The 21,833-nt window shown below is 53.0% G+C and carries 23 protein-coding genes and 1 other annotated feature; of the genes, 11 read left to right on the top strand and 12 right to left on the bottom strand.

Translation table 11 applies throughout. The features are described from left to right. Window positions 1–14: 14 nt before the first annotated feature. Window positions 15–806 (bottom strand): cytochrome C assembly family protein, encoded by a 792-nt coding sequence (locus QCD69_RS21470; RefSeq protein ID WP_125287468.1) that lies wholly within the window; start codon window positions 804–806, stop codon window positions 15–17. 158 nt (window positions 807–964) lie between these two features. Between QCD69_RS21470 and ffh the strand changes: the two genes are divergently transcribed. The 5 genes from ffh (at window position 965) to rplS (ending at window position 4,492) form a co-directional block, all read left to right on the top strand. Further along, window positions 965–2,326, top strand: coding sequence for a signal recognition particle protein (gene ffh / locus QCD69_RS21465; protein WP_125287469.1), 1,362 nt, complete (start codon window positions 965–967; stop codon window positions 2,324–2,326). 136 nt (window positions 2,327–2,462) lie between these two features. Continuing rightward, on the top strand, window positions 2,463–2,711 hold the full coding sequence (rpsP, locus tag QCD69_RS21460; RefSeq protein ID WP_033739514.1) for a 30S ribosomal protein S16: 249 nt from the start codon (window positions 2,463–2,465) through the stop codon (window positions 2,709–2,711). An 18-nt stretch (window positions 2,712–2,729) separates the two neighbouring features. Continuing rightward, window positions 2,730–3,278, top strand: a complete 549-nt coding sequence (gene rimM, locus QCD69_RS21455; protein ID WP_253458995.1) for a ribosome maturation factor RimM — start codon at window positions 2,730–2,732, stop codon at window positions 3,276–3,278. Continuing rightward, entirely contained in the window at window positions 3,275–4,084 is an 810-nt protein-coding gene (trmD, locus tag QCD69_RS21450) for a tRNA (guanosine(37)-N1)-methyltransferase TrmD (RefSeq protein WP_125287471.1), read from the top strand. Before rimM ends, trmD begins: the two co-directional genes overlap by 4 nt. A gap of 45 nt (window positions 4,085–4,129) precedes the next feature. Continuing rightward, window positions 4,130–4,492: a 50S ribosomal protein L19 gene (gene rplS / locus QCD69_RS21445; RefSeq protein ID WP_024965502.1), complete on the top strand. Its 363-nt coding sequence runs from the start codon at window positions 4,130–4,132 to the stop codon at window positions 4,490–4,492. Between the two features lie 61 nt (window positions 4,493–4,553). On the opposite strand, the gene QCD69_RS21440 is transcribed toward rplS, so the two are convergent. The 3 genes from QCD69_RS21440 to QCD69_RS21430 form a co-directional block, all read right to left on the bottom strand. Continuing rightward, complete coding sequence (locus QCD69_RS21440; protein WP_301253462.1) at window positions 4,554–5,156, bottom strand: glutathione S-transferase family protein; 603 nt, start codon at window positions 5,154–5,156, stop codon at window positions 4,554–4,556. Continuing rightward, window positions 5,157–5,849 (bottom strand): CTP synthase C-terminal region-related (seleno)protein, encoded by a 693-nt coding sequence (locus QCD69_RS21435; protein WP_301253461.1) that lies wholly within the window; start codon window positions 5,847–5,849, stop codon window positions 5,157–5,159. It abuts the gene before it with no gap. A 153-nt stretch (window positions 5,850–6,002) separates the two neighbouring features. Next, entirely contained in the window at window positions 6,003–6,518 is a 516-nt protein-coding gene (locus QCD69_RS21430) for a GNAT family N-acetyltransferase (protein WP_253459002.1), read from the bottom strand. A gap of 474 nt (window positions 6,519–6,992) precedes the next feature. On the opposite strand from QCD69_RS21430, the gene QCD69_RS21425 reads away from it, so the two are divergent. Together QCD69_RS21425 and tyrA are read left to right on the top strand one after the other, a co-directional pair. Further along, complete coding sequence (locus tag QCD69_RS21425) at window positions 6,993–8,072, top strand: 3-deoxy-7-phosphoheptulonate synthase (protein WP_253459004.1); 1,080 nt, start codon at window positions 6,993–6,995, stop codon at window positions 8,070–8,072. Window positions 8,073–8,074: 2 nt separating this feature from the next. Further along, entirely contained in the window at window positions 8,075–9,196 is a 1,122-nt protein-coding gene (tyrA, locus tag QCD69_RS21420; protein WP_253459007.1) for a bifunctional chorismate mutase/prephenate dehydrogenase, read from the top strand. Window positions 9,197–9,242: 46 nt separating this feature from the next. Here tyrA and QCD69_RS21415 read toward each other — a convergent pair whose 3' ends face one another. The 4 genes from QCD69_RS21415 to pheL form a co-directional block, all read right to left on the bottom strand. Further along, the gene (locus QCD69_RS21415) at window positions 9,243–9,947 is read right to left on the bottom strand and encodes a substrate-binding domain-containing protein (protein ID WP_367317871.1); all 705 of its coding nucleotides are present in this window, start codon (window positions 9,945–9,947) and stop codon (window positions 9,243–9,245) included. Next, entirely contained in the window at window positions 9,947–10,993 is a 1,047-nt protein-coding gene (locus QCD69_RS21410; RefSeq protein ID WP_301253460.1) for an ABC transporter substrate-binding protein, read from the bottom strand. Before QCD69_RS21410 ends, QCD69_RS21415 begins: the two co-directional genes overlap by 1 nt. A 120-nt stretch (window positions 10,994–11,113) precedes the next feature. Beyond that, a complete protein-coding gene (gene pheA / locus QCD69_RS21405) occupies window positions 11,114–12,274 on the bottom strand; it encodes a bifunctional chorismate mutase/prephenate dehydratase (protein WP_253459013.1) in 1,161 nt (386 codons plus the stop codon). A 22-nt stretch (window positions 12,275–12,296) separates the two neighbouring features. Beyond that, window positions 12,297–12,421: a sequence feature (Phe leader region), on the bottom strand. After that, the gene (pheL, locus tag QCD69_RS21400) at window positions 12,373–12,420 is read right to left on the bottom strand and encodes a pheA operon leader peptide PheL (RefSeq protein ID WP_199746341.1); all 48 of its coding nucleotides are present in this window, start codon (window positions 12,418–12,420) and stop codon (window positions 12,373–12,375) included. Its footprint overlaps the feature before it by 48 nt. 576 nt (window positions 12,422–12,997) lie before the next feature. Between pheL and QCD69_RS21395 the strand changes: the two genes are divergently transcribed. Further along, window positions 12,998–14,065: a glycosyltransferase family 9 protein gene (locus QCD69_RS21395; RefSeq protein WP_301253463.1), complete on the top strand. Its 1,068-nt coding sequence runs from the start codon at window positions 12,998–13,000 to the stop codon at window positions 14,063–14,065. A 203-nt stretch (window positions 14,066–14,268) separates the two neighbouring features. Here the strand turns inward: QCD69_RS21395 and QCD69_RS21390 are convergent, their stop codons facing one another. The 4 genes from QCD69_RS21390 to bamD all read right to left on the bottom strand — a co-directional run bounded on the left by QCD69_RS21390 (window position 14,269) and on the right by bamD (window position 17,001). Next, window positions 14,269–14,700 (bottom strand): hypothetical protein, encoded by a 432-nt coding sequence (locus QCD69_RS21390; RefSeq protein WP_301253459.1) that lies wholly within the window; start codon window positions 14,698–14,700, stop codon window positions 14,269–14,271. Further along, window positions 14,697–15,401: a hypothetical protein gene (locus QCD69_RS21385; protein WP_301253458.1), complete on the bottom strand. Its 705-nt coding sequence runs from the start codon at window positions 15,399–15,401 to the stop codon at window positions 14,697–14,699. The genes QCD69_RS21390 and QCD69_RS21385 overlap by 4 nt, the downstream gene beginning before the upstream one ends. A gap of 269 nt (window positions 15,402–15,670) precedes the next feature. Continuing rightward, window positions 15,671–16,009 carry a ribosome-associated translation inhibitor RaiA gene (gene raiA / locus QCD69_RS21380; protein ID WP_253459021.1) on the bottom strand — a complete coding sequence of 113 codons (339 nt, stop codon included), beginning with the start codon at window positions 16,007–16,009 and terminating at the stop codon, window positions 15,671–15,673. Window positions 16,010–16,269: 260 nt separating this feature from the next. Then, window positions 16,270–17,001, bottom strand: coding sequence for an outer membrane protein assembly factor BamD (gene bamD, locus QCD69_RS21375; RefSeq protein WP_125287479.1), 732 nt, complete (start codon window positions 16,999–17,001; stop codon window positions 16,270–16,272). A gap of 130 nt (window positions 17,002–17,131) precedes the next feature. Between bamD and rluD the strand changes: the two genes are divergently transcribed. From rluD to clpB, 3 genes are all read left to right on the top strand, one after another. Next, window positions 17,132–18,109 carry a 23S rRNA pseudouridine(1911/1915/1917) synthase RluD gene (rluD, locus tag QCD69_RS21370; RefSeq protein ID WP_253459024.1) on the top strand — a complete coding sequence of 326 codons (978 nt, stop codon included), beginning with the start codon at window positions 17,132–17,134 and terminating at the stop codon, window positions 18,107–18,109. Continuing rightward, a complete protein-coding gene (gene yfiH / locus QCD69_RS21365; RefSeq protein WP_301253457.1) occupies window positions 18,109–18,837 on the top strand; it encodes a purine nucleoside phosphorylase YfiH in 729 nt (242 codons plus the stop codon). The genes rluD and yfiH overlap by 1 nt, the downstream gene beginning before the upstream one ends. Window positions 18,838–18,962: 125 nt before the next feature. Then, a complete protein-coding gene (gene clpB / locus QCD69_RS21360; RefSeq protein WP_253459031.1) occupies window positions 18,963–21,536 on the top strand; it encodes an ATP-dependent chaperone ClpB in 2,574 nt (857 codons plus the stop codon). Window positions 21,537–21,833 lie beyond the last annotated feature (297 nt).

The following is a 21,833-nucleotide window of genomic DNA, read 5'->3' as shown; positions in this document are numbered from 1 at the left end:
CTTGTAGTGGAGGATCAGGAGGACAAAAAGTGTTGCAGCATACGGCTGCCGAAATAGGCCATGGTCAGCAGGAACGCGCCGCCGAAATTGAACCAGGCCACGCGGCGACCGCGCCACCCTTCATGATAGTGACCCCAGAGCAAAACGATATAGACAAACCAGGCCAGAATCGACAGCACGGCTTTATCCACGTTTTCACGGCTGAACAGATCCTGCATATAAAACAGACCGGTACACAGCACCAGCGTCAGCAACACTACCCCGATCTGAGTGATATGGAACATTTTGCGCTCGATGGTCATCAGCGGCGGAATGTCCTTGCTGAAAGCCAGCTTTTTGTTTTTCAGCAGCCAGTCTATCCACGCCAGCTGTAGCGCATAAAGCGCCGCAATCATTAGCGTAGCATAGGCAAACAGCGCCAGCCCGATGTGCACCATCATGCCGGGCGTGGTTTCCAGATGCGTGATAAACGCGTTGGGCACAAAGGTGGCGAAAGCCAGGTTGATCAGCGCGAAGCTGTAGACCAAAGGCAGCAGGATCCAGCCGCGATTGCGCGAGGCCACGATGGTCATAATGGCGCAGATCAGCAGGCTGACCAGCGATCCGATATTCAACAGGCTAAGGTTCTGACCGCCTTCCGCTGTGAAAATACGCTGTTCCAGCGCGACGCCATGACACACCAGCGCGACGACGGCGGAGATAACGGCCATGCCTCGCCACGCGCTCTGCTTGCGCAGCAGGCTGGGAATAATCAGGGCAAGGCTGAAAGAGTAGGCGAGCAGCGCCAGGATCGCAAAAACGGACATAGGTGGTACCGGCAAGGCTATGAAAAAAAGCAGTATAGCGCCAGCGGCCGCTGGCTCCAAACGATCTCAACGCGGATGGCTGAGATCGCCGCGTCTTCATGTTATAATCTGCGCCATTGTGTCGCCTGGCGACCTCTCATTACGTTGAGCGAGAGACGATGTTTGATAATTTAACCGACAGATTGTCGCAGACCCTGCGCAATATCAGTGGCCGTGGACGGCTGACAGAAGACAACATTAAGGACACCCTGCGCGAAGTGCGCATGGCGCTGCTTGAGGCAGACGTTGCGCTGCCGGTAGTGCGTGACTTTATCGGCCGCGTTAAAGAGCGCGCCGTGGGTCACGACGTCAACAAGAGCCTGACGCCGGGTCAGGAATTTGTGAAGATCGTTCAGAATGAGCTGGTTGCCGCCATGGGCGCCGAGAACAACACGCTCAATCTGGCCGCTCAGCCACCGGCCGTGGTGCTGATGGCGGGCTTGCAGGGTGCGGGTAAAACCACCAGCGTCGGCAAGCTGGGTAAATTCCTGCGCGAGAAGCACAAGAAGAAAGTGCTGGTGGTTTCTGCCGACGTTTATCGCCCGGCGGCGATCAAACAGCTGGAAACCCTGGCGGAGCAGGTTGGCGTCGATTTCTGTCCGTCCGACCTGAGTCAGAAGCCGGTCGACATCGTTAAAAATGCGCTTCAGCAGGCAAAACTGAAGTTCTACGACGTGCTGCTGGTGGATACCGCCGGTCGTCTGCACGTTGACGAAGCGATGATGGACGAGATCAAACAGGTCCACGCTGCCATTAATCCGGTGGAAACGCTGTTTGTGGTCGACGCCATGACCGGTCAGGATGCGGCGAACACGGCGAAAGCCTTTAACGAAGCGCTGCCGCTGACCGGCGTTATCCTGACCAAGGTTGACGGTGACGCGCGCGGCGGTGCGGCGCTTTCTATCCGCCATATCACCGGCAAGCCGATTAAGTTTATGGGCGTCGGCGAAAAAACCGAGGCGCTGGAGCCGTTCTATCCGGATCGTATCGCTTCCCGTATTCTGGGCATGGGCGACGTCCTGTCACTGATTGAAGATATCGAAAGCAAAGTCGACCGCGCGCAGGCAGAGAAACTCGCCAGCAAGCTGAAAAAAGGCGACGGCTTCGATCTCAACGACTTCCTGGAGCAGCTCAAGCAGATGCGCAACATGGGCGGCATGGCCAGCCTGATGGGCAAACTGCCGGGCATGGGCCAGCTGCCGGACAACGTTAAATCGCAGATGGATGACAAAGTGCTGGTGCGCATGGAGGCGATGATCAACTCCATGACGCGCAAAGAGCGCGAGAAGCCGGAAATTATCAAAGGGTCCCGCAAGCGTCGTATCGCGACGGGTTCCGGTATGCAGGTGCAGGACGTCAACCGTTTGCTTAAGCAGTTTGACGACATGCAGCGCATGATGAAAAAGATGAAGAAGGGCGGAATGGCGAAGATGATGCGCGGCATGAAAGGTATGATGCCGCCGGGCTTCCCGGGCCGTTAATCGAGTCGGAAAAGCGCTCAGGCGAATTAGATTGCTTTTTACGCCAAAATGAGTAAAATTTTCGGGCTTTTTATATTGCACCCGGGCCCCGTTCCCTCAATGGGGCCCGGTTGTTTTATTAACTAAAGAGGATGTTATGGTAACAATTCGTTTGGCACGTCACGGCGCTAAAAAGCGTCCGTTTTATCAGGTAGTTGTCACTGACAGCCGCAACGCTCGCAACGGCCGCTTCATCGAGCGCGTTGGTTTCTTCAACCCGATCGCTTCTGGTCAGGCTGAAGCACTGCGTCTGGATCTGGACCGCATTGAGCACTGGGTTGGCCAGGGCGCTACTCTCTCTGATCGCGTTAACGCGCTGATCAAAGAAGCTAAGAAAGCAGCTTAATCTGTCACGGTGGTCAACATGAGCAAGCAACTCACCGCCCAGCCGCCCGCTAACCCGTTAACTCTGGGAAAGATGGGGTCGGCCTACGGTATTCGTGGTTGGCTCAAAGTGTTTTCCTCCACCGAAGATGCTGAAAGCATTTTTGACTACCAACCCTGGTTTATCCAGCGGGCGGGTCAATGGCAGCTTATCGAGCTGGAAGGCTGGAAGCGCCACAATCAGGACATGATCATCAAAGTCAAAGGCATTGACGATCGTGATGCGGCCACGCTACTTACCAATTGCGAAATTGTGGTAGACGCGGAGCAGCTGCCTCCTCTGGAAAGCGGTGACTATTACTGGAAAGACCTGATGGGCTGCCAGGTAGTAACCACGCAAGGATACGAGCTGGGCAAAGTCATTGATATGATGGAAACCGGTTCGAACGACGTTCTCGTCGTGAAGGCAAACCTGAAGGATGCGTTTGGTGCGAAGGAGCGGCTGATTCCGTTCCTTGATGGACAGGTTATCAAGAATGTCGATCTCACTACCGGCACCATCGAAGTAGATTGGGATCCTGGTTTTTGAGCTCCGGACAAGACGGTAACACTCCGGCGCAGTCGATGTGGATTGGCATAATCAGCCTGTTCCCTGAGATGTTTAGCGCAATTACCGAATACGGAGTAACTGGCCGGGCAGTAAAAAATGGCCTGCTCAGCATTCAGAGCTGGAGTCCTCGCGACTTCACTCATGACCGGCACCGTACCGTGGACGATCGTCCTTACGGCGGCGGACCGGGAATGCTAATGATGGTTCAGCCCTTACGGGATGCCATCCACGCAGCAAAAGCGGCGGCAGGAGAAGGCGCTAAGGTGATTTATCTTTCACCTCAGGGGCGCAAACTCGATCAAGTGGGGGTTTGCGAGCTGGCGACCAGCGAGAAGTTAATTCTGGTGTGTGGTCGCTATGAAGGGATTGATGAGCGCGTCATCCAAACCGAAATCGATGAAGAGTGGTCGATCGGGGATTACGTGCTCAGCGGTGGGGAACTGCCGGCAATGACGCTGATTGATTCGGTCGCCCGGTTTATACCTGGCGTACTGGGCAAGCAGGCGTCCGCCGAGGAAGATTCGTTTTCTGAGGGGCTGCTGGACTGTCCGCACTACACCCGACCTGAAGTGTTAGAAGGGATGGAGGTTCCGCCAGTTCTGCTGTCGGGCAACCATGCCGAAATTCGCCGCTGGCGCCTGAAACAGTCGCTGGGCCGTACCTGGCTAAGAAGACCTGAACTTCTGGAAAACCTGGCTCTGACTGAAGAGCAAGCAAAGTTGCTGAAGGAGTTCCAAAAGGAATTCAGACGGCAACATAACGATGATGGGCAGTCCGGGCAGTAGCCGCGGCGCCTGAATATCAGTTTACCCAGGATAAGAGATTTAATTATGAGCAACATTATCAAGCAAATCGAACAAGAGCAGATGAAACAGGACGTACCTTCATTCCGTCCGGGCGATTCCGTGGAAGTGAAAGTATGGGTTGTTGAAGGCTCCAAGAAGCGTCTGCAGGCATTCGAGGGCGTGGTTATCGCTATTCGTAACCGCGGTCTGCACTCTGCATTCACCGTTCGTAAAATTTCTAACGGCGAAGGTGTTGAGCGTGTATTCCAGACTCACTCACCTGTAATCGACAGCATTGCTGTTAAACGTCGTGGTGCCGTACGTAAGGCCAAACTGTACTACCTGCGTGAGCGTACCGGTAAGTCTGCACGTATCAAAGAACGTCTGGGCGCTAAAGCAGCATCCTAAGTTAATACGAAACAGGGGGCCGGTCGAAAGACCGGCCCTTTTTTTTGCCTGCCGTAACGCGTCAGGCCGTGCGGTTATTCCTCTCCAGCGCCTTGCTGAACGCTTCCCGTCGCTGACATCTTGCTACGTAACGGGTCAATTTATCGTTAACCGGCAATGCGCACAGTTGCGCCCACATCAGCGTATGCGAGAAGAAAATATCGGCCAGCGTAAAATGCTCACCTGCAATCCACTCTTGTTCAGCTGAAAAACGGATAGCGTCAAGCGTCTTGCTGGCGTCACGGAAAGTTGTCTCAATCACTGCTGGCGAACGTAGAGCCTCGGGCAGTAAAAATTTATGTTTAAGCAAATACCAGACTGGCGATTCAAGGTCTGTCAGAGAAAAGCTGAGCCACTCATTGACTTTGGCTTTTTGCAGCGCATCCGTCGGGTAAAGTTTCCCATCCCCTTTTTTTTCGCCCAGATACTGGCAGATAGCTGCCGTTTCAAAAATAAGGCTACCTTCGTCCTCCAGTACGGGCACTTTATGTAAGGGATGAGGAGAAGAGGCCGCTGGTTCTGTGGAAAAGAGCGCTACCGGAGAAGTGGTGTAATCTAATTTTAGCTCTTCCAGAGTCCATAGCACCCTCAAGGAGCGGCTTTTAGGAAATGTATAAACGTTCATTTAGCGCCCGGCCTCCGTAAGCAAAGCGACGACCAGCGGCGAAAGCGCATGACGCAGCGACGCCCGTTCGGATTGAAACAGCGTAGCGACAAAAAATCGGTGATGGGGCAATTCTATGCCGCGCACATCGCCTTGCCGATCTCTCGCGCTGATGCGCAGCGGAAAATCGGCCAGTTCGTTCCCGAAATCAGGGTTAACGCCAAAGTTACAATGATAGCCTTCATGCGTGCTGAGTTTGCCGTAGGCTTTTGCTATCGTCGAACCGGGTTCAATGACGATGTCGCCTGTTTGTTCAACCAGCGAGCAGCTAAGCGGCGCAATCACCATACGGCCTTCCGTATCCGTTTCTGCATGTGCCGCATCTTGCCAGCCCATCACGTTGCGCGCGTACTCAATAAGCGCATACTGAAAACCGCCGCAGGAACCAAGAAAAGGGATATTGTTTTCGCGCGCCCAGGTGATAGCCATAAAAGCGCCCTGGTCATGCTGATAAGGGCTGCCCGGCACGACCCAGATCGCGTCAAAATTATGCAATACGTCAGTCGAGGTAATCGCTGGGGTGGGCAACCATTCTGCCTCTACCGAAATATTGAGCGAGTCGGCGGCAAGCTTGATAGCGGGTGGGATGGCCTGATGCGCCACGGCATCAGGACGGAAATCGCCCACCAGGGCAAGACGGACAGATTGGTGCATGTTGTTTCCTGTTTGCAGAAAAAAGAGGCTATACGTTAGCCAGCAATCTGGCTTACGCTTTTGACTATTGAGCGCAGCCGTCAGGCGTATCGGCCCGATGAGTCATGGAGATATAAAACAACCCGAAGCACAGGGTTGCGGGTTTTCAGAAAATCAGCGCGTTCGATGAAAGCGGTAAATGGCCGTATCCGCCGGCCCGCTATCCAGCACGATCAATCCATGCTTAATGCCCATAAAGGCTGCGCCGCATTTTTCCGCCACGCGGCGGCTGGCCATATTTTCCGCCACTGCCAGGATTTCTACCGTATCTTTTTCCTGATCCTGCCACGCCAGATCGAGAAGATAACGCACGGCCTGGCTGGCGATGCCCTGTCGCTGCTCGCTGCTGCGTACCCAGTAGCCTATCGAGCACAGGTTTTTCTGATCGCTGGAATAGCGCAGTCCGGCACCGCCCAGCAAGCGGCCATCCCCGGCGAAAAGCCCCAGCTCGTTGGCTTCGCCTGTCTCACGCAGCATGTGGGTAGCGGCAAACCAGCGGCGAGCTTCTGCTGGACTAAAACCTTCATGCGCCCAGAGCAGCCAGGGACGCAACGTATCCAGTGAGGCATTCACGGCTTGCGCAAATTCAATGGCGTCGTCGTGACGGTAAGGGCGGTAAAGCACCTGCATATGGCTTTTCCTTCAGGCTTATTAATATTTACACGGCGTTATTAATGCAGACAGAAGCCCGGAAAAAGCGGCGGCTTAAGGCAATACGGCGGATGACGCAGGTTTTTAAAGCGACGCTGCCTTTATAAAATCCCAAGGTTATTTATAAACATTTCAACAGCGACAGATCAATCAATAAAAGCAGCTATGGCTAACCTGCTGATAGCCGTACGACGTCCTTTACTTCAGGTTATCGGGCAGACGTAAGGTTAATGCATATATTGGTGTAAAGTTAACTTTACATATAAGTTTTTTTAGTTTCTGGTCTTATTATTTATTAATCGTATGATTTATATATATTTATTTTTTATTCTCTTCTTGTTTATCTTTTGTGGTAATAAAAGTGTACATGGGCAGATTGAGTTTTGTACCGCTTCTGATACAGTATTCAAACCTTGATGACAGGCTGACGGGACCACTAGAGAGCTGACGACCATGCAAAAAGATGCGCTGAACAACGTTCATATCGCCGACGAACAGATTTTAATTACGCCGCAGGAGCTGAAAAACAAGTTCCCCCTGACCGACGCGCAGCAGACGCAGATCGCTGCTTCCCGTCAGACTATTTCAGACATTATCAGCGGAAAAGATCACCGTTTGCTGGTGGTGTGCGGCCCCTGTTCGATCCACGATACCGAAGCAGCGCTGGACTATGCGCGGCATCTGAAAGCGCTCTCTGACGATCTCAAAGACCAGCTCTATATCGTGATGCGCGTCTATTTTGAAAAGCCTCGCACCACCGTTGGCTGGAAAGGGCTGATCAACGATCCCTACATGGATAACTCTTTCGATATGGAAGCCGGTCTGCATATCGCCCGTCAGCTGCTGGTTGAACTGGTCGAGATGGGGCTGCCGCTGGCAACGGAAGCGCTGGATCCTAACAGTCCGCAATACCTGGGCGATCTGTTCAGCTGGTCGGCCATCGGCGCACGCACTACCGAGTCGCAAACGCACCGGGAAATGGCTTCCGGCCTCTCTATGCCGGTCGGCTTTAAAAACGGCACGGACGGCAGTCTGGGCACGGCGATTAACGCAATGCGCGCCGCCTCTATGCCGCACCGCTTTGTGGGTATCAACCAGAGCGGCCAGGTCTGCCTGTTGCAGACCCAGGGTAATCCGGATGGCCACGTCATCCTGCGCGGCGGCAAACAGCCAAACTACGGGCCGGAAGATGTCGCGCAGTGTGAAAAAGAGATGCTTCAGGCGGGACTCCGTCCGGCGCTGATGATAGATTGCAGCCATGGTAATTCTAACAAAGACTTCCGTCGCCAGTCCGGCGTAGCCGAGTCCGCCGTCTCGCAAATCAGAGACGGCAACCGTTCCGTGATTGGGCTGATGCTGGAAAGCCATCTGCACGAAGGCAGCCAGTCGTCCGAACAGCCCAAAAGCGCCATGCGCTACGGCGTTTCCGTGACCGATGCCTGCATCAACTGGGAAACGACCGAAACGCTGTTGCGAACAATTCATCAGGAACTGGACGGAGTACTGGCGGCGCGTCTGTCGCAAGAGGGTTAATTATGGTGGCTGAACTGACCGCGCTGCGCGATCAAATTGATGAAGTGGACAAAGCCCTGCTCGATCTGCTGGCCAAAAGGCTGAGTCTGGTCGCCGAGGTGGGCGAAGTAAAAAGCCGCTACGGTCTGCCGATTTACGTGCCGGAGCGCGAAGCTTCCATGCTGGCGTCACGGCGTAAAGAGGCGGAGACGCTTGGCGTGCCGCCAGACCTGATCGAAGATGTGCTGCGCCGCGTTATGCGCGAATCCTACGCCAGTGAAAACGATAAAGGCTTCAAAACGCTGCATCCGCAGCTTCGACCGGTAGTCATCGTTGGCGGCAAGGGCAAAATGGGGCGGCTGTTTGAAAAGATGCTGACCCTTTCCGGTTATCAGGTGAAAATCCTGGATAAAGAGGAGTGGGCGCAGGCGGAAAGCCTGCTGGCGGATGCGGGAATGGTGATCATCAGCGTGCCGATCCACCTGACGGAAAAAGCGATTGCCGATCTGCCGCCGCTGCCGGAAGACTGTATTCTTGTGGATCTGGCCTCGGTAAAAAATGGCCCGCTTCAGGCGATGCTGGCCGCGCACAGCGGCCCGGTGCTGGGGCTGCATCCGATGTTCGGCCCGGACAGCGGTAGCCTGGCGAAACAGGTGGTGGTCTGGTGCGACGGCCGTCAGCCGGAAGCCTATCAGTGGTTTCTGGAACAGATCCAGGTCTGGGGCGCACGTCTGCACCGCATCAGCGCGGTAGAGCATGATCAGAACATGGCCTTTATTCAGGCGCTGCGTCACTTCGCCACCTTTGCCTATGGCCTGCATCTGGCGGAAGAGAACGTGAATCTTGAGCAGCTGCTGGCGCTTTCATCGCCTATTTACCGCCTGGAGCTGGCGATGGTGGGCAGACTCTTTGCGCAGGATCCTCAGCTCTATGCGGACATCATCATGTCCTCAGAAAATAATCTGGCGCTGATTAAACGTTACTATCAGCGTTTCGGCGAGGCTATTCAGCTGCTGGAGCGGGGCGACAAGCAGGCGTTCGTCGACAGTTTCCGTCGCGTAGAGCATTGGTTTGGCGATTACGCCCAGAGCTTTATGCTGGAAAGTCGTTCGCTGCTGCGTCAGGCCAACGACAGCCGCCGATAACGGCTTTGGATAAAATGCAGGCCCGATCGCGGCCTGTATTCTCGCCTCAGGCTCTCTTCTCCAGCGGAAGAAAGCCGTCTTTCGCTAAAATTCCCTGCGCCTCGGCGCTCAGTAAGAAATCTGCCAGCGGCTGTGCTTTTGCATGACACAGGGCAAAAGCATAGTCTGCGCGGATATGGAAAGGCGGCGGGATAGTAATAGTTTTAATCCCGGGCCGCGCGGCATAGCTCTGATAGCCGATAAAAATATCCGCCCGATCGCCGTTCAGCACCCAATTCGCTGCCGGTTCCCCAGCCGGAACAGCCGGGCTGAATGGGCCGCCAACCAGCTGTAGCGCCCGCTGTTTCAGCGCGGTTCCCACTCCCGCATAGCGACGTTCAATACGATCGAAAAGCTGCCAGGCGTAGTCGCCGGATGGATCGCTTAACGGCGTAGAGGTGGCGACGCGTAAGTGCGGATGGCTTAGCAGCTCCAGCCAGCTTTTGTTCGACGCGGCCAGGGCAGCAGGCACGCTCAGGCAGAGCTGATTGTGGACAAAGACGGCGCTGTCGAGTGCGATACCTGCCGCGATCAAAGATTGCGGATGCGTCAGATTGGCCGATAAAAAGAGATCGCAGCGCTTGCCCTGCTTAATTCGCTCGCACAGTAGCCCGGCCGGGCCAAACGCTACCCTGATTGGTTGACCATACGCTGAGGCCAGCGCCGGCCACACGGCGCGCAGGCTTCCGGCAGCCAGAACGGTAAGGCTCATCAGTTGCTACCCGTATAGTGGGTACGATAGAAGCGCTGATACCAGGTATCCGCTTTTTTCTGCATATCGACATCCTGGAATTTTTCCGGGTAAAGCTTTTTCGCCATCCATAATTCGCCCAGCGCCAGCGCTTCTGGCATCGGATAGCCCCAGGCCTTGGCATATTCAGGCATCAAATAAACGCGATGATGCTTAACGGCATCCACAGCCTGCCAGGCGGGCTGCTGGTTGATCTCGTCGATCACCTGCGGATAGCGATCCTGCACGAAGATCACCTGCGGATCCCAGGCGAGGATCTGCTCCATAGAAACCTGCTTATACCCTTTCACCGCTGCGGCGGCGACGTTCAGCGCACCGGCATGCGCCATCATCAGGCCGGTATATTTGCCGGAGCCGTAGGTCGTAAGGTCGGGATTAGCCATATAGACCCGAATGCGCTGCGAAGCAGGGATCGCCTGTAACCGGTTGCCCGTTTGCTGCCGCTGATTGAAAGTGGCTTTAATCAGCGTTTCGGCCTGCTGCTGGTGGTTTACCACCTCGCCGATCAGGCGAACGCCTTCTTTTAATCCTTCACTATAAGCCTGCTCTTCGTCAGCCAGATCGGGATTCAGACGGTTTTGCTGTTGATTATCGGCACGCAGCGAGATGGCGATAACGGCGATGCCGAGTTTCTGGATCTGGTCAATCATCTCCTGCGGCGCATAGTTAGTGACAAAAACCACCTGCGGATGTAGCGCAACCAGCTTTTCTACATCCACATGAGTTAAATCACCCAGCGTCGGCAGATGCGTCAGTTCCGGCGCCAGCCGCGAATAGCCGTCGCCGAGCTGCTGCTTCCAGTTGCCAAGGATGCCAACAAGGGTATTGGTGGCATCCAGCTCTACCAGAATATTGAGGGTTTGATGCTGCAAGACCACGACGCGATCGACGCGATCGGGAAGCGTGACCTGGCGGCCCAGCTGATCGGTAACCTGACGATCGGCAAAAGCGGAAAAGGCCAACAGGCCAAGCGAAAGCAACACTGCGGAGCGTAAAAAGTTGCGCATAAATTTCCCTGAGAAACGTTATATAGTCGATGATATAGCGTCAGGGCGGTGCAGGTAAATGATCCAGGCGAGGTATAGGCCAAAAGTTTCAGCCGCTTCTGAAAGCGGCTGAGGCGGTACTCAGGAAGGGTCGACCGGCAGCACGTTTTCGCTTGGGTAACAGCCCAGCACTTTCAGCGAACGCGTAATCGGTGCCAGTTCGCGTAACGCCTGCTGTACTTCTTCCGAGCGCAGGTTACCCTGAAAATCGATATAAAACATCTCTTCCCATGGATTGCCGTTAATCGGGCGTGATTCCAGTTTGCTCATCACCAGATTATGCTGACGCAGCACCAACAGTGCTTCTACCAATGCACCAGCCTGCTGTCCGGTCGCCATAATTAACGTGGTTTTGGCCGGAACCTGAAGCGTGACCTCAATGGGTTTGCGCGCGAGGATAACAAAGCGGGTGATATTCTGCTGCTGGTTAGCCAGATTGCGTTCAAGCACCTGCAGGTTATACAGCTCGCCGCCCGCCTGGCTGCCCAGCGCTGCGACCTTCGGTGAATTCAGCGCTGCAACCTGCTCCATCGCGGCCGCGGTGCTTTCAGTATATTCAATCTTCCAGTGCGGATAGCGATGGATAAACTCGCTGCACTGCTGGAAAGGCTGAGGATGGCTGTAAACGGTTTCTATCTGCTGCAAGTCCGTGCTGCCGGTAACCAGCACGCAGTGATCGATAGGGAGCGTCATCTCGCCAACCAGCGAAAGGCTGGTCTGCTGCAGCAAATCGTACACCTCATTGATCGAGCCGGAACTGGTGTTTTCGATCGGCAATACCGCGTAGTCGGCCTGGCCTGTTTCCACCTGATTAAAGATGTCGCGGAAGTTCAGACAGCCGCACTCGATAAACCTATCGAAGTGGCGAGCGGCATAGTTACGTGAGGCAAGATGCGAATAAGAGCCTTTTGGGCCAAGGAAGGCGATACGCGCCGACTGCGCACTGGTCTGGTTCAGATGCTTTTGCAGCAACGCCTGCTGCGTCAGCACGGAATCTTCAATAACCAGCTGAAAAAGTCGGGTGATGTAGTGCGCATCCAGCTGATGAGCTTTACCCAGCGTGACCAGATGTTCCAGCAGGTCGCGCTCGCGATCGATATCGCGTACGGGGCGGTGCGTGGCCATTTTCGCCTTCGCAACCTCAATCGCCAGCGCCCGGCGGTTAGCCAGCAGGCTCAGCAGTTGTTCATCCAGCGCGCTGATTTTTTCGCGCAGGCCCAGCAGGGGATTTTCGGTGGTCATAGGCTACCTGTCAGATGTTCATAAAAAAAAAGCCTCCCGGTTGGGAGGCCTTGTTATTCGTCTTCGCATGCTTTCTTATACGACGAATTGCCTCCCGGTCAACGGAAGGTAAAAAAGAAGGCGAAGAAGAACGGCAGCTGTTTCATCAGAGTATCCACGATTGTCAGAAGGTTAAAGTAACCGCAGCGATTTAATGCTGTCAATAAAAAACGCGTTTCGGATGGCGGAGCGGCAAAGTGTCGTCAGGCGAAAGGGCTGGTAGTGCTGGCATAGGGCGAAAGAGCAAGGCTCTTCAGGGGGATTGCAGAGCGTTTCGCCAGGCATGAGCTGTAGCCGGGCAGGGAGCAGGTTGGCTGTCCACCCAGCCCTTCTGCTGACGTTTGAGATAAGCACATGGCATTTTCTACTCTCTCAACCCGAAGCCTTACTGAATATAGTTAATATTTTGTACTGATACATTTTATATAAAATCTGAGTAGCATTTATAATAATCATTTATTGTGAAAAATCTCTGTTAATATAATGAATTCTGTTAATTGAATTTTTATATATTAACATTGAAGCTACGTTAATTGGATTGTTATCCTGTTTTTATGGTAAAGAGTATCTGATATTATGTCCTCGCTTTCTTATGGTATTTGCTATGAAGGGATGCAAGGATTAACATGTTATTTTCATGGAAGAAGTGCCTACAGTAAGGACATGTCTATGGACAAGGCTGATATAAAGCGGATCCTGGTTATTCGCATCGATTTTTTAGGGGATATGGTTTGTACTACACCTTTTTTGCGGGCGTTAAAGCAAAGGTGGCCGCAGGCGGAAATACATGTTCTTGCCAGTAAATATAACTCACCCGTTCTGGATAATAACCCTGCCGTAGCCAGGGTGCACCATTATGTCTATTCTAAAAACTATGAAAAAAATGTGCGGCCGGGATTTCTAAATTACCTTAAGGATAGAGTTAAGTTAATTTTCTCGCTTCGGAAAATAAAGTTTGATTTACTTATCATCCCCAGCGGAGGGATGAACAAAAATGCAATAAACTTTGCCCGACAGCTAAACGTTGCGGACTGCCGCTGGCACAACGCTGATACGGAGTTTGACGATCGTATACCTGCGCATATGCTGGCCCGACCTTTAATTCATGAAGCACTTGCCGGTTTCTGTCTTATGCCGGAACTCAACACGCCGGATATTAACCAGATGAATCCCCAAATTTTCCCCTGCCAGGCTCGGGTTTTATACTGGCAGCAAAAGCTGGGAGAAAAAAACAGAGCCAGAGTGGGTTTATTCATTTCGAACAATAGCGCGGAACGTCGATGGCCAGAGCAAAAATGGCAGGCATTAACCGATGCGCTTAGCGGAAAATGTGAGTTTATTATTTTTCATTCACCTCAGGATAAATGTATTTCCAAATGGCGGAGAGATGAAAAAGCGCGCTGGGTCTCTACGCAAACCGTCGCCGATTTGATCGCGGCCATGACGCAGCTGGATATTGTTGTTTCTGCGGACAGCGCACCCGTACATTTTGCATCGGCATTGCAGCTCCCTCTGGTGGCCTTGTTTGAGGATCGTCCTGAAAAATACAGACGCTGGCATCCGCTTGGGGTCAGGAATATCGTGCTGCATGAAGGCGGAAACGTCAGCAATATAGCCAGTAAGTCTGTTTCTGCTGCCGTCACCCAATTGCTAAGCGAAGTTAACAGGCCTGGTTATGAGAAAGAAAAATCGGAAAACAAGAAGGCAGGGCTGGTGGCAAAACAGTCAGCTGAAAAGGACCTGGTGCTATGAGAAAATTTATCGCCTTAAAATATTGCCAGGAGTGTGGGCTCAGGCGGCGTTTTTTTGCACGGCTGTTGGCCAATGACGATGCGCTGTGTGATGACTGCTACTACAAGTTTATTATAACGGTGCGGGAAAGGCATGAGTGACCAGCACCAGGGAAAAGAGAAAACCAGTCTGCGAGCTGGCTTTTCTCTGGATACTTACACTTACTATTCTTTGTTAGGCCTGCGGTAGATCTCAACTCCAGCTTCATTAAATTCCACCAGTTTATATAACGATACGACATCGTTGTTCCGTGGAGAACGCCAGCATTCAGCTTGAACCTGGCATTCTTTTTGCGGTATATATCCTTCAGAAATAAGGTATTTACGGATCCTACTTGTCTCGGTTGTACCGTTAAAATGTATGCCAAATACAAAAGCCTGGGGCCCACTGATATTTGTATAGTGAAATTCATAATCTTTAGAAATTCTTGGCATTTTCTTCAATAATTCAGGTGTGTAATACTTATATTCGCGTTTATCCTGCTCGGTATAATGCGCACTACTGGCAAATTCCATTCTCAGAACTGGCCAGATAAAAACGAACGCTATTCCGCAGAGTAGTAGCACAACAGCAAGTACCGCTATAAATTTCTTCACAATCCCATCCTGCCATTCTCTGCTCCCAGAACAACAAATGTTTTATCATTACGGGAACGGATCACATTTCCTGATGAGAAGTTGCTATATGGGGTAACGTTTTGCATAAACTTTGGCAGTACTCCCATGCGCGGCCTTGCATGAGGGAATTTTTCCGGGTCGGGGAACAGCAGAGGCTGGAACGTATCGTTTTTCCAGTTGCCGATTTTACCATAATAATCCCAGCGCTTAAGAGCTTCTGCTTTACTGACCGGCCGTAATATGGGGAAGATGTTTTGATCGGATACGACGCGGTAAAATCCCAGCAGATCGGACACCAGATCTTCACCGCTAAATCCGCTATCAGTGACCAGGTTATTAGGGAATGAACTCTGAAATATTTCGAACTGTCTCGCTATAGCCATCATCATCGCCAGCGCGATACTTTTTTGTTCAGAGTAAGGGCGACCATGTCTTAAGCGCCACGTCATTACTTTTCCTGATCGAGCCAGTCCATATGAAGACGTCATACCCTGAGAGTAAGTCACATCATAAAATTCTTTTTCGGAAGCTTCCCCCTGTCGTATTTTCCTTAGCAATTCAATTATATCTGTACCCTGAGCATGTCCAAGATCTACCCAGCCCAGCACTTCCGTATAAACCAGGCCTCTATTGAAAACGGCAGCTTTTTTGCCATCAATTATTTCTGACCTTTGACTCATCCTGAATCTCCTTTCCTTATGATAAATACGATCGGCTACATGGCCAATTTATCATAAAACCCATACTGAAACGGAAGGATTTGGTATCCATCCCGGCTGTATAAAAATTAATATTATTCCACCCGGAGACCTGTGTAGATCAAAAAAAGCCCCGTCAAAAGGGGCTGGTTTGGTCGATGTGGTCGATATGTGGACATCTATTAAAATAAATCCTTTTATTTCATTTTATTAGAACAATAAAAAACGCGCCCGCAGGCGCGTTATTAACTTTAATCCAGTTCCTGATCGATAACGCTTATATCTTTAACGCTGGCCTGGGCGCGCTTCGCTTCGCCCTTGTGCTGAACCTTGTTCAGCTGACGCTCCAGCTTATTGATCAGTTCGTTGATGGCCGCATACATATCATCATGTTTGGCGCTGGCAATCAGCGGGCCGTTCGGCGTGTTGATAGTGGCATCGGCAACGTATTCTTTCGGCTCTTTGGAAAGCACGATATGCGGATTAATCAGATGGGTTTGCCATTTTTCCAGTTTGGCGAGACGCTCTTCGACATGTTGGCGGATAGCCGGGGTGATGTCCATTTGCTTGCTGGTAATGTTCAGAACCATAGTGCTTACCTCTAATCATTTCCGTCGAATGTAGAGTAAGCATATCCTGGAAAAGGGCGTAATGCGTGATTTGCATCACTTTATTTTGTCACTTTTTGTCAAAAGTGAAGATTTTGTGAGGCAGGCTGGTAATCGTAGCGAAGGCGCTTGTAGGGAGGTTTTTTCACAGGCATGATAGGTAAGTTAACTTACCGGTGGAACAGCGTAATATGCCAGACGCCGGTGAAAAAAAGGGCAGCGCGAACGCTGCCATTTTTATGTTAAGCCTGATTGGCCGCGATAAGTTTCGCTACTTTGTCCGCTTCTGCGGTCAGCTGCATCTTACGATAAGCATTTTCCATCAGCGGCAGCGCCTGGCGCGTCGCCTGCGTATCCGGATAATCTTTCATCATTTGCTCAACGCGATTAACAACAGCGACATAAGCTTCACGCTTGGTGTAGAATTGCGCCACGGAAAGCTCATACTTCGCCAGACGATCTTTCAGATAGATAAGGCGCTTTCTTGCGTCCGTCGCGTACTGACTGTTCGGGTAACCGCGCAGCAGCTGAGAGAAGTCGTGGAAGGCATCACGCGCGTGAGAAGGATCGCGATCGGAACGATCGATACCGAAAAAGCCCTGCAGCGCGCTGTCATCAAGCGCCATATCCGTCAGACCACGCATATAAATCACGTAATCGATATTCGGGTGGGTTGGATTCAGACGCATAAAGCGGTCGATCGCGGCCTGCGCCAGCGGTAAATCGGCATTTTTATAGTAAGCGTAGATCAGGTCCAGCTGAACTTGCTGGGAGTAAGGCCCGAACGGATAGCGGTTATCAAGCGCTTCCAGTTGCGTTATTGCTCCTTTAAAGTTACCGTCCTGCAGTTTTTGCTGGGCTGTGGCATAGATCTCGGAAGGCGGGCTATCGGGCACCGTATCCTTCGAGCCGGAACAACCCGCTAATGCCAGGCTCAACGTGGCTGCAGCCACCAGATATTTCATACGCGTCATGACGATTTGATTATCCTCAGAGTGTTATTCAGGAAGCTGTCCATGTAGCTCCCGATAGTGACCAGGTACAATAGCACATTATATTAAACGGCATCGCCGTGAAAACCCAACGTTAACGAAGAAGCTGTTTATGGCACAACAAGTAAAACTCAACGCAACGGTCTCCGAATCGCAACTCGGACAACGCTTAGATCAGGCTTTGGCCGAATTGTTCCCTGATTATTCAAGATCTCGTATAAAAGAGTGGATTCTCGACCGACGCATCAGCGTCAACGGCGTAATCATCGACAAACCGAGAGAAAAACTGCTCGGTGGCGAACAAATCGCTATCGAAGCGGAGATAGAAGAAGAAGCGCGCTGGGAAGCGCAAAACATCCCGCTGAACATCGTTTATGAAGATGACGATATTCTGGTTATCAACAAACCACGCGATCTGGTGGTGCATCCGGGCGCCGGTAATCCCGACGGTACGGTGCTGAACGCGCTGCTTTATCATTATCCGGCTATTGCAGATGTGCCGCGTGCGGGCATTGTGCACCGTCTGGACAAAGATACCACTGGCCTGATGGTGGTGGCTAAAACGGTACCTGCGCAGACGCACCTGGTAGAATCTTTACAGCTGCGTGAATTCACCCGTGAGTATGAAGCGGTGGCAATTGGCAGGATGACGGCGGGCGGCACGGTTAATGAGCCGATTAGCCGTCACTCGACCAAGCGGACGCATATGGCGGTTCATCCAATGGGCAAACCGGCTACCACGCACTATCGCATTATGGAGCATTTCCGTGCCCATACGCGCCTGCGTCTGCGTCTCGAAACGGGCCGTACTCACCAGATCCGCGTGCATATGTCTCATATCAGCCATCCGCTGGTGGGCGATCCGCTGTATGGCGGTCGTCCGCGTCCGCCAAAAGGCGCATCGGAGAATTTTATCGGTACGCTGCGTAAATTCGATCGTCAGGCGCTGCACGCCACCATGCTACGTCTTTATCATCCCGTCACCGGTATTGAGATGGAATGGCATGCGCCGCTGCCGCAGGACATGGTCGAATTGATTGAGGCGTTAAAAGCGGATACCGAAGAATTTAAAGATCAGCTGGACTGGTAATGAGCCTGCTTACGCCTGAATGGAATGCGCCCGCCAACGTGCGGGCCTGTAGCACCACGCGCCGTGATGGCGTCAGCCATGCTCCCTGGGATTCGCTGAACCTCGGGACGCATGTCGGCGATCGGGCCGCAGCGGTGCAGCACAATCGCGAGCGTCTGGTTACGCTGGCGTCAATGCCCGCTATGCCAGTCTGGCTGGAGCAGGTTCACGGCGTCAATGTCCTTGCGCTTACCGGTGAAGCACCCGCCTCCCTACAGGCTGATGCCGTTTATACCCGTCAGCCCGGCGTGGTTTGCGCGGTAATGACGGCGGATTGCCTGCCGGTTCTGTTCTGTTCGCAGGATGGGAAAGAGGTTGCTGCGGCTCATGCCGGCTGGCGGGGATTGTGCGCAGGCGTGCTGGAGGCGACGCTGGCGGCCTTTACGGCCCCGTCGGAAGAGATCATGGTCTGGTTCGGGCCGGCAATTGGCCCGCAGGCTTTTGAGGTCGGCGCGGAAGTGCGGCAGGTATTTATAGCGCAGGATGCGGAAGATGCCGCTGCTTTTACGCCCTCGGGCGATAAATATTACGCCGATATCTGGCAGCTTGCGCGTCTGCGGCTACAGCGCAAAGGCGTGCGCCACTTCACTGGTGGCGGGCTGTGCACTTTCTCGCAGCCTGACCAATTTTTTTCCTACAGACGCGATGGCGTAACAGGTCGAATGGCAAGTTTGGTCTGGCTGAGTTAACCTGTCCGCATAAGACGGTCCGGGTTGTGCTTTTTTTCACCAAAATATTCCGGTCATTTAACTTGAAAATTTGAGGGAAGACCTCATTTAATCTCCAGTAGCAATTTGACCTGAATGGGGGAATTATGCGTCTGGATCGTCTTACTAATAAATTCCAGCTTGCTCTCGCCGATGCCCAGTCTTTAGCGCTTGGGCGCGACAACCAATTTATTGAACCGCTGCATCTGATGAGCGCTCTGCTCAAACAGGAAGGCGGCTCTGTCTCTCCTTTACTGACTTCAGCCGGCGTGGATGTTGCCGCACTGCGCAACGGCGTTGAGCAGGCTATCAGCCGCTTGCCTCAGGTTGAAGGCGCGGATGGCGACGTACAGCCTTCCGCCGACCTGGTGCGCGTGCTGAATCTGTGCGACAAACTGGCGCAAAAGCGCGCCGACAACTTTATCTCATCGGAACTTTTTGTTCTGGCCGCGCTCGACTCGCGAGGCTCGCTGGCTGATTTGTTGAAATCTGCCGGGGCGACCAGCGAAAAACTCCAGCGCGCCATTGACCAGCTGCGTGGAGGCGAAACCGTGAACGATCAGGGAGCTGAAGATCAGCGCCAGGCCCTTAATAAATACACTATCGACCTGACCGAGCGAGCGGAGAAAGGAAAACTGGATCCGGTTATCGGCCGTGATGAGGAAATCCGTCGCACCATCCAGGTTCTGCAACGCCGTACCAAAAACAACCCGGTGCTGATTGGCGAGCCTGGCGTCGGTAAAACCGCAATTGTGGAAGGGCTGGCGCAGCGCATTATCAATGGCGAAGTGCCGGAAGGGCTGAAAGGTCGCCGGGTGCTGGCGCTGGATATGGGCGCGCTGGTGGCGGGCGCTAAGTATCGCGGCGAATTTGAAGAGCGCCTGAAAGGCGTGCTCAATGACCTGTCCAAACAGGAAGGCAACGTCATCCTGTTTATTGACGAGCTGCACACCATGGTTGGCGCGGGAAAAGCGGACGGCGCGATGGATGCCGGCAACATGCTGAAACCGGCGCTGGCTCGCGGTGAGCTGCACTGCGTCGGCGCCACCACGCTGGATGAGTATCGCCAGTATATAGAGAAGGATGCGGCGCTGGAGCGTCGTTTCCAGAAAGTCTTCGTGGCGGAGCCAAGCGTGGAAGACACCATCGCTATTCTGCGCGGGCTGAAAGAGCGCTACGAGCTGCATCACCATGTGCAGATTACCGACCCGGCTATCGTGGCTGCGGCTACGCTGTCGCACCGTTATATCGCCGACAGGCAGCTGCCGGATAAGGCTATCGACCTGATTGACGAGGCGGCTTCCAGCATTCGTATGCAGATTGACTCCAAGCCGGAAGCGCTGGATCGTCTGGAGCGTCGTATCATTCAGCTGAAGCTGGAACAGCAGGCGCTGAAAAAAGAGTCTGACGATGCCAGTATCAAACGGCTGGAGATGCTTGAAGAAGAGCTGAGTCAGAAAGAGCGCGACTATTCAGAGCTGGAAGAAGAATGGAAAGCAGAGAAGGCCTCGCTGTCCGGCACGCAAACTATTAAAGCGGATCTGGAACAGGCGAAGCTGTCACTGGAGCAGGCGCGTCGCACCGGTGACCTGGCACAGATGTCGGAACTGCAATACGGCAAAATTCCGGAGCTGGAAAAACAGCTGGCTGCCGCCACGCAGGCGGAAGGGAAAACGATGCGGCTGCTGCGTAACCGCGTGACGGACGTCGAGATTGCGGACGTGCTGGCTCGCTGGACCGGTATCCCTGTGGATCGCATGATGGAGGGCGAGCGCGACAAGCTGCTGCGTATGGAACAGGAGCTGCATCAGCGCGTCATCGGACAGGATGAAGCTGTCGAAGCGGTTTCTAATGCAATCCGCCGCAGTCGTGCAGGTCTGGCCGATCCGAATCGCCCGATTGGCTCATTCCTGTTCCTTGGCCCGACGGGCGTGGGTAAAACCGAGCTGTGTAAAGCGCTGGCTAACTTTATGTTCGACAGCGATGACGCAATGGTGCGGCTGGATATGTCGGAGTTTATGGAAAAACATTCGGTATCGCGTCTGGTGGGCGCACCTCCTGGCTATGTTGGCTACGAAGAGGGCGGCTATCTGACCGAGGCCGTGCGCCGTCGCCCTTACTCCGTCATTTTGCTGGACGAGATAGAGAAAGCGCATCCGGACGTATTCAATATTCTGCTGCAGGTGCTGGATGACGGCCGCCTGACGGATGGACAGGGCAGAACGGTTGATTTCCGCAATACCGTGGTCATTATGACCTCGAACCTGGGTTCCGATCTGATTCAGGAACGTTTTGGCGCGTTAAGCTATGCGGAAATGAAAGATGTCGTTATGAATGTGGTAGGGCAGCATTTCCGTCCGGAGTTTATCAACCGTATTGATGAGCTGGTGGTCTTCCATCCGCTGGGCGAAAAACACATTGCCTCTATTGCTAAAATTCAGCTGCAGCGTCTGTACGATCGTTTGACCGATCGCGGCTATGAACTACATATTTCTGATGCCGCTCTGCAGCTGCTGGGCGAAAACGGTTACGACCCGGTATATGGGGCAAGGCCGTTAAAACGCGCAATTCAGCAGCAGATCGAGAACCCGCTGGCACAACAGATACTTTCTGGCCAGCTGGTTCCGGGGAAAACGATAGAAATGGACGTGCAGGATGGCGCTATAGTGGCTACGCAGTAACAGTCATAGCAAATAAAAATGGGCCTTCGGGCCCATTTTTGCTTATTAAGCCACCAATAACAGTGCTTTTTAGCCGTCAGAGCGCGTTTTTTAGTCGATCGAATGTTTTTTTGTAATTAGGGGTTGTCAGCCGTCAAGAACTCCCTATAATGCGCAACCACTGAGACGGCACAACGGCTTACAGGCCAGCGGCTCAGGAGGTTCAGGAAACTGAATCGCCGGAGGAAAACTTCTGAAAAAGAGGTTGACTCTGAAGGAGGAAAGCGTAATATACGCCACCTCGCGGCAGGAAGCGAA

This window comes from Erwinia sp. PsM31, from assembly GCF_030433775.1.
GTDB lineage: Bacteria > Pseudomonadota > Gammaproteobacteria > Enterobacterales > Enterobacteriaceae > Erwinia > Erwinia aeris.
Note: the sequence above shows the minus strand (reverse complement) of the source record. Positions and strands in the feature narration are given on the sequence as shown.

What these genes read in the sequence shown, in the direction of transcription:
- rplS (WP_024965502.1), top strand. Translation starts at nt 4,130, where the DNA reads ATGAGCAACATTATCAAGCAAATCGAACAAGAGCAGATGAAACAGGAC.
- rluD (WP_253459024.1), top strand. Translation starts at nt 17,132, where the DNA reads ATGGCACAACAAGTAAAACTCAACGCAACGGTCTCCGAATCGCAACTC.
- clpB (WP_253459031.1), top strand. Translation starts at nt 18,963, where the DNA reads ATGCGTCTGGATCGTCTTACTAATAAATTCCAGCTTGCTCTCGCCGAT.
- QCD69_RS21430 (WP_253459002.1), bottom strand. Translation starts at nt 6,518, where the DNA reads ATGCAGGTGCTTTACCGCCCTTACCGTCACGACGACGCCATTGAATTT.
- QCD69_RS21385 (WP_301253458.1), bottom strand. Translation starts at nt 15,401, where the DNA reads ATGAGTCAAAGGTCAGAAATAATTGATGGCAAAAAAGCTGCCGTTTTC.
- QCD69_RS21425 (WP_253459004.1), top strand. Translation starts at nt 6,993, where the DNA reads ATGCAAAAAGATGCGCTGAACAACGTTCATATCGCCGACGAACAGATT.
- QCD69_RS21410 (WP_301253460.1), bottom strand. Translation starts at nt 10,993, where the DNA reads ATGCGCAACTTTTTACGCTCCGCAGTGTTGCTTTCGCTTGGCCTGTTG.
- ffh (WP_125287469.1), top strand. Translation starts at nt 965, where the DNA reads ATGTTTGATAATTTAACCGACAGATTGTCGCAGACCCTGCGCAATATC.
- QCD69_RS21415 (WP_367317871.1), bottom strand. Translation starts at nt 9,947, where the DNA reads ATGAGCCTTACCGTTCTGGCTGCCGGAAGCCTGCGCGCCGTGTGGCCG.
- rimM (WP_253458995.1), top strand. Translation starts at nt 2,730, where the DNA reads ATGAGCAAGCAACTCACCGCCCAGCCGCCCGCTAACCCGTTAACTCTG.
- pheA (WP_253459013.1), bottom strand. Translation starts at nt 12,274, where the DNA reads ATGACCACCGAAAATCCCCTGCTGGGCCTGCGCGAAAAAATCAGCGCG.
- QCD69_RS21470 (WP_125287468.1), bottom strand. Translation starts at nt 806, where the DNA reads ATGTCCGTTTTTGCGATCCTGGCGCTGCTCGCCTACTCTTTCAGCCTT.
- raiA (WP_253459021.1), bottom strand. Translation starts at nt 16,009, where the DNA reads ATGGTTCTGAACATTACCAGCAAGCAAATGGACATCACCCCGGCTATC.
- tyrA (WP_253459007.1), top strand. Translation starts at nt 8,075, where the DNA reads ATGGTGGCTGAACTGACCGCGCTGCGCGATCAAATTGATGAAGTGGAC.
- yfiH (WP_301253457.1), top strand. Translation starts at nt 18,109, where the DNA reads ATGAGCCTGCTTACGCCTGAATGGAATGCGCCCGCCAACGTGCGGGCC.
- rpsP (WP_033739514.1), top strand. Translation starts at nt 2,463, where the DNA reads ATGGTAACAATTCGTTTGGCACGTCACGGCGCTAAAAAGCGTCCGTTT.
- bamD (WP_125287479.1), bottom strand. Translation starts at nt 17,001, where the DNA reads ATGACGCGTATGAAATATCTGGTGGCTGCAGCCACGTTGAGCCTGGCA.
- QCD69_RS21440 (WP_301253462.1), bottom strand. Translation starts at nt 5,156, where the DNA reads ATGAACGTTTATACATTTCCTAAAAGCCGCTCCTTGAGGGTGCTATGG.
- QCD69_RS21435 (WP_301253461.1), bottom strand. Translation starts at nt 5,849, where the DNA reads ATGCACCAATCTGTCCGTCTTGCCCTGGTGGGCGATTTCCGTCCTGAT.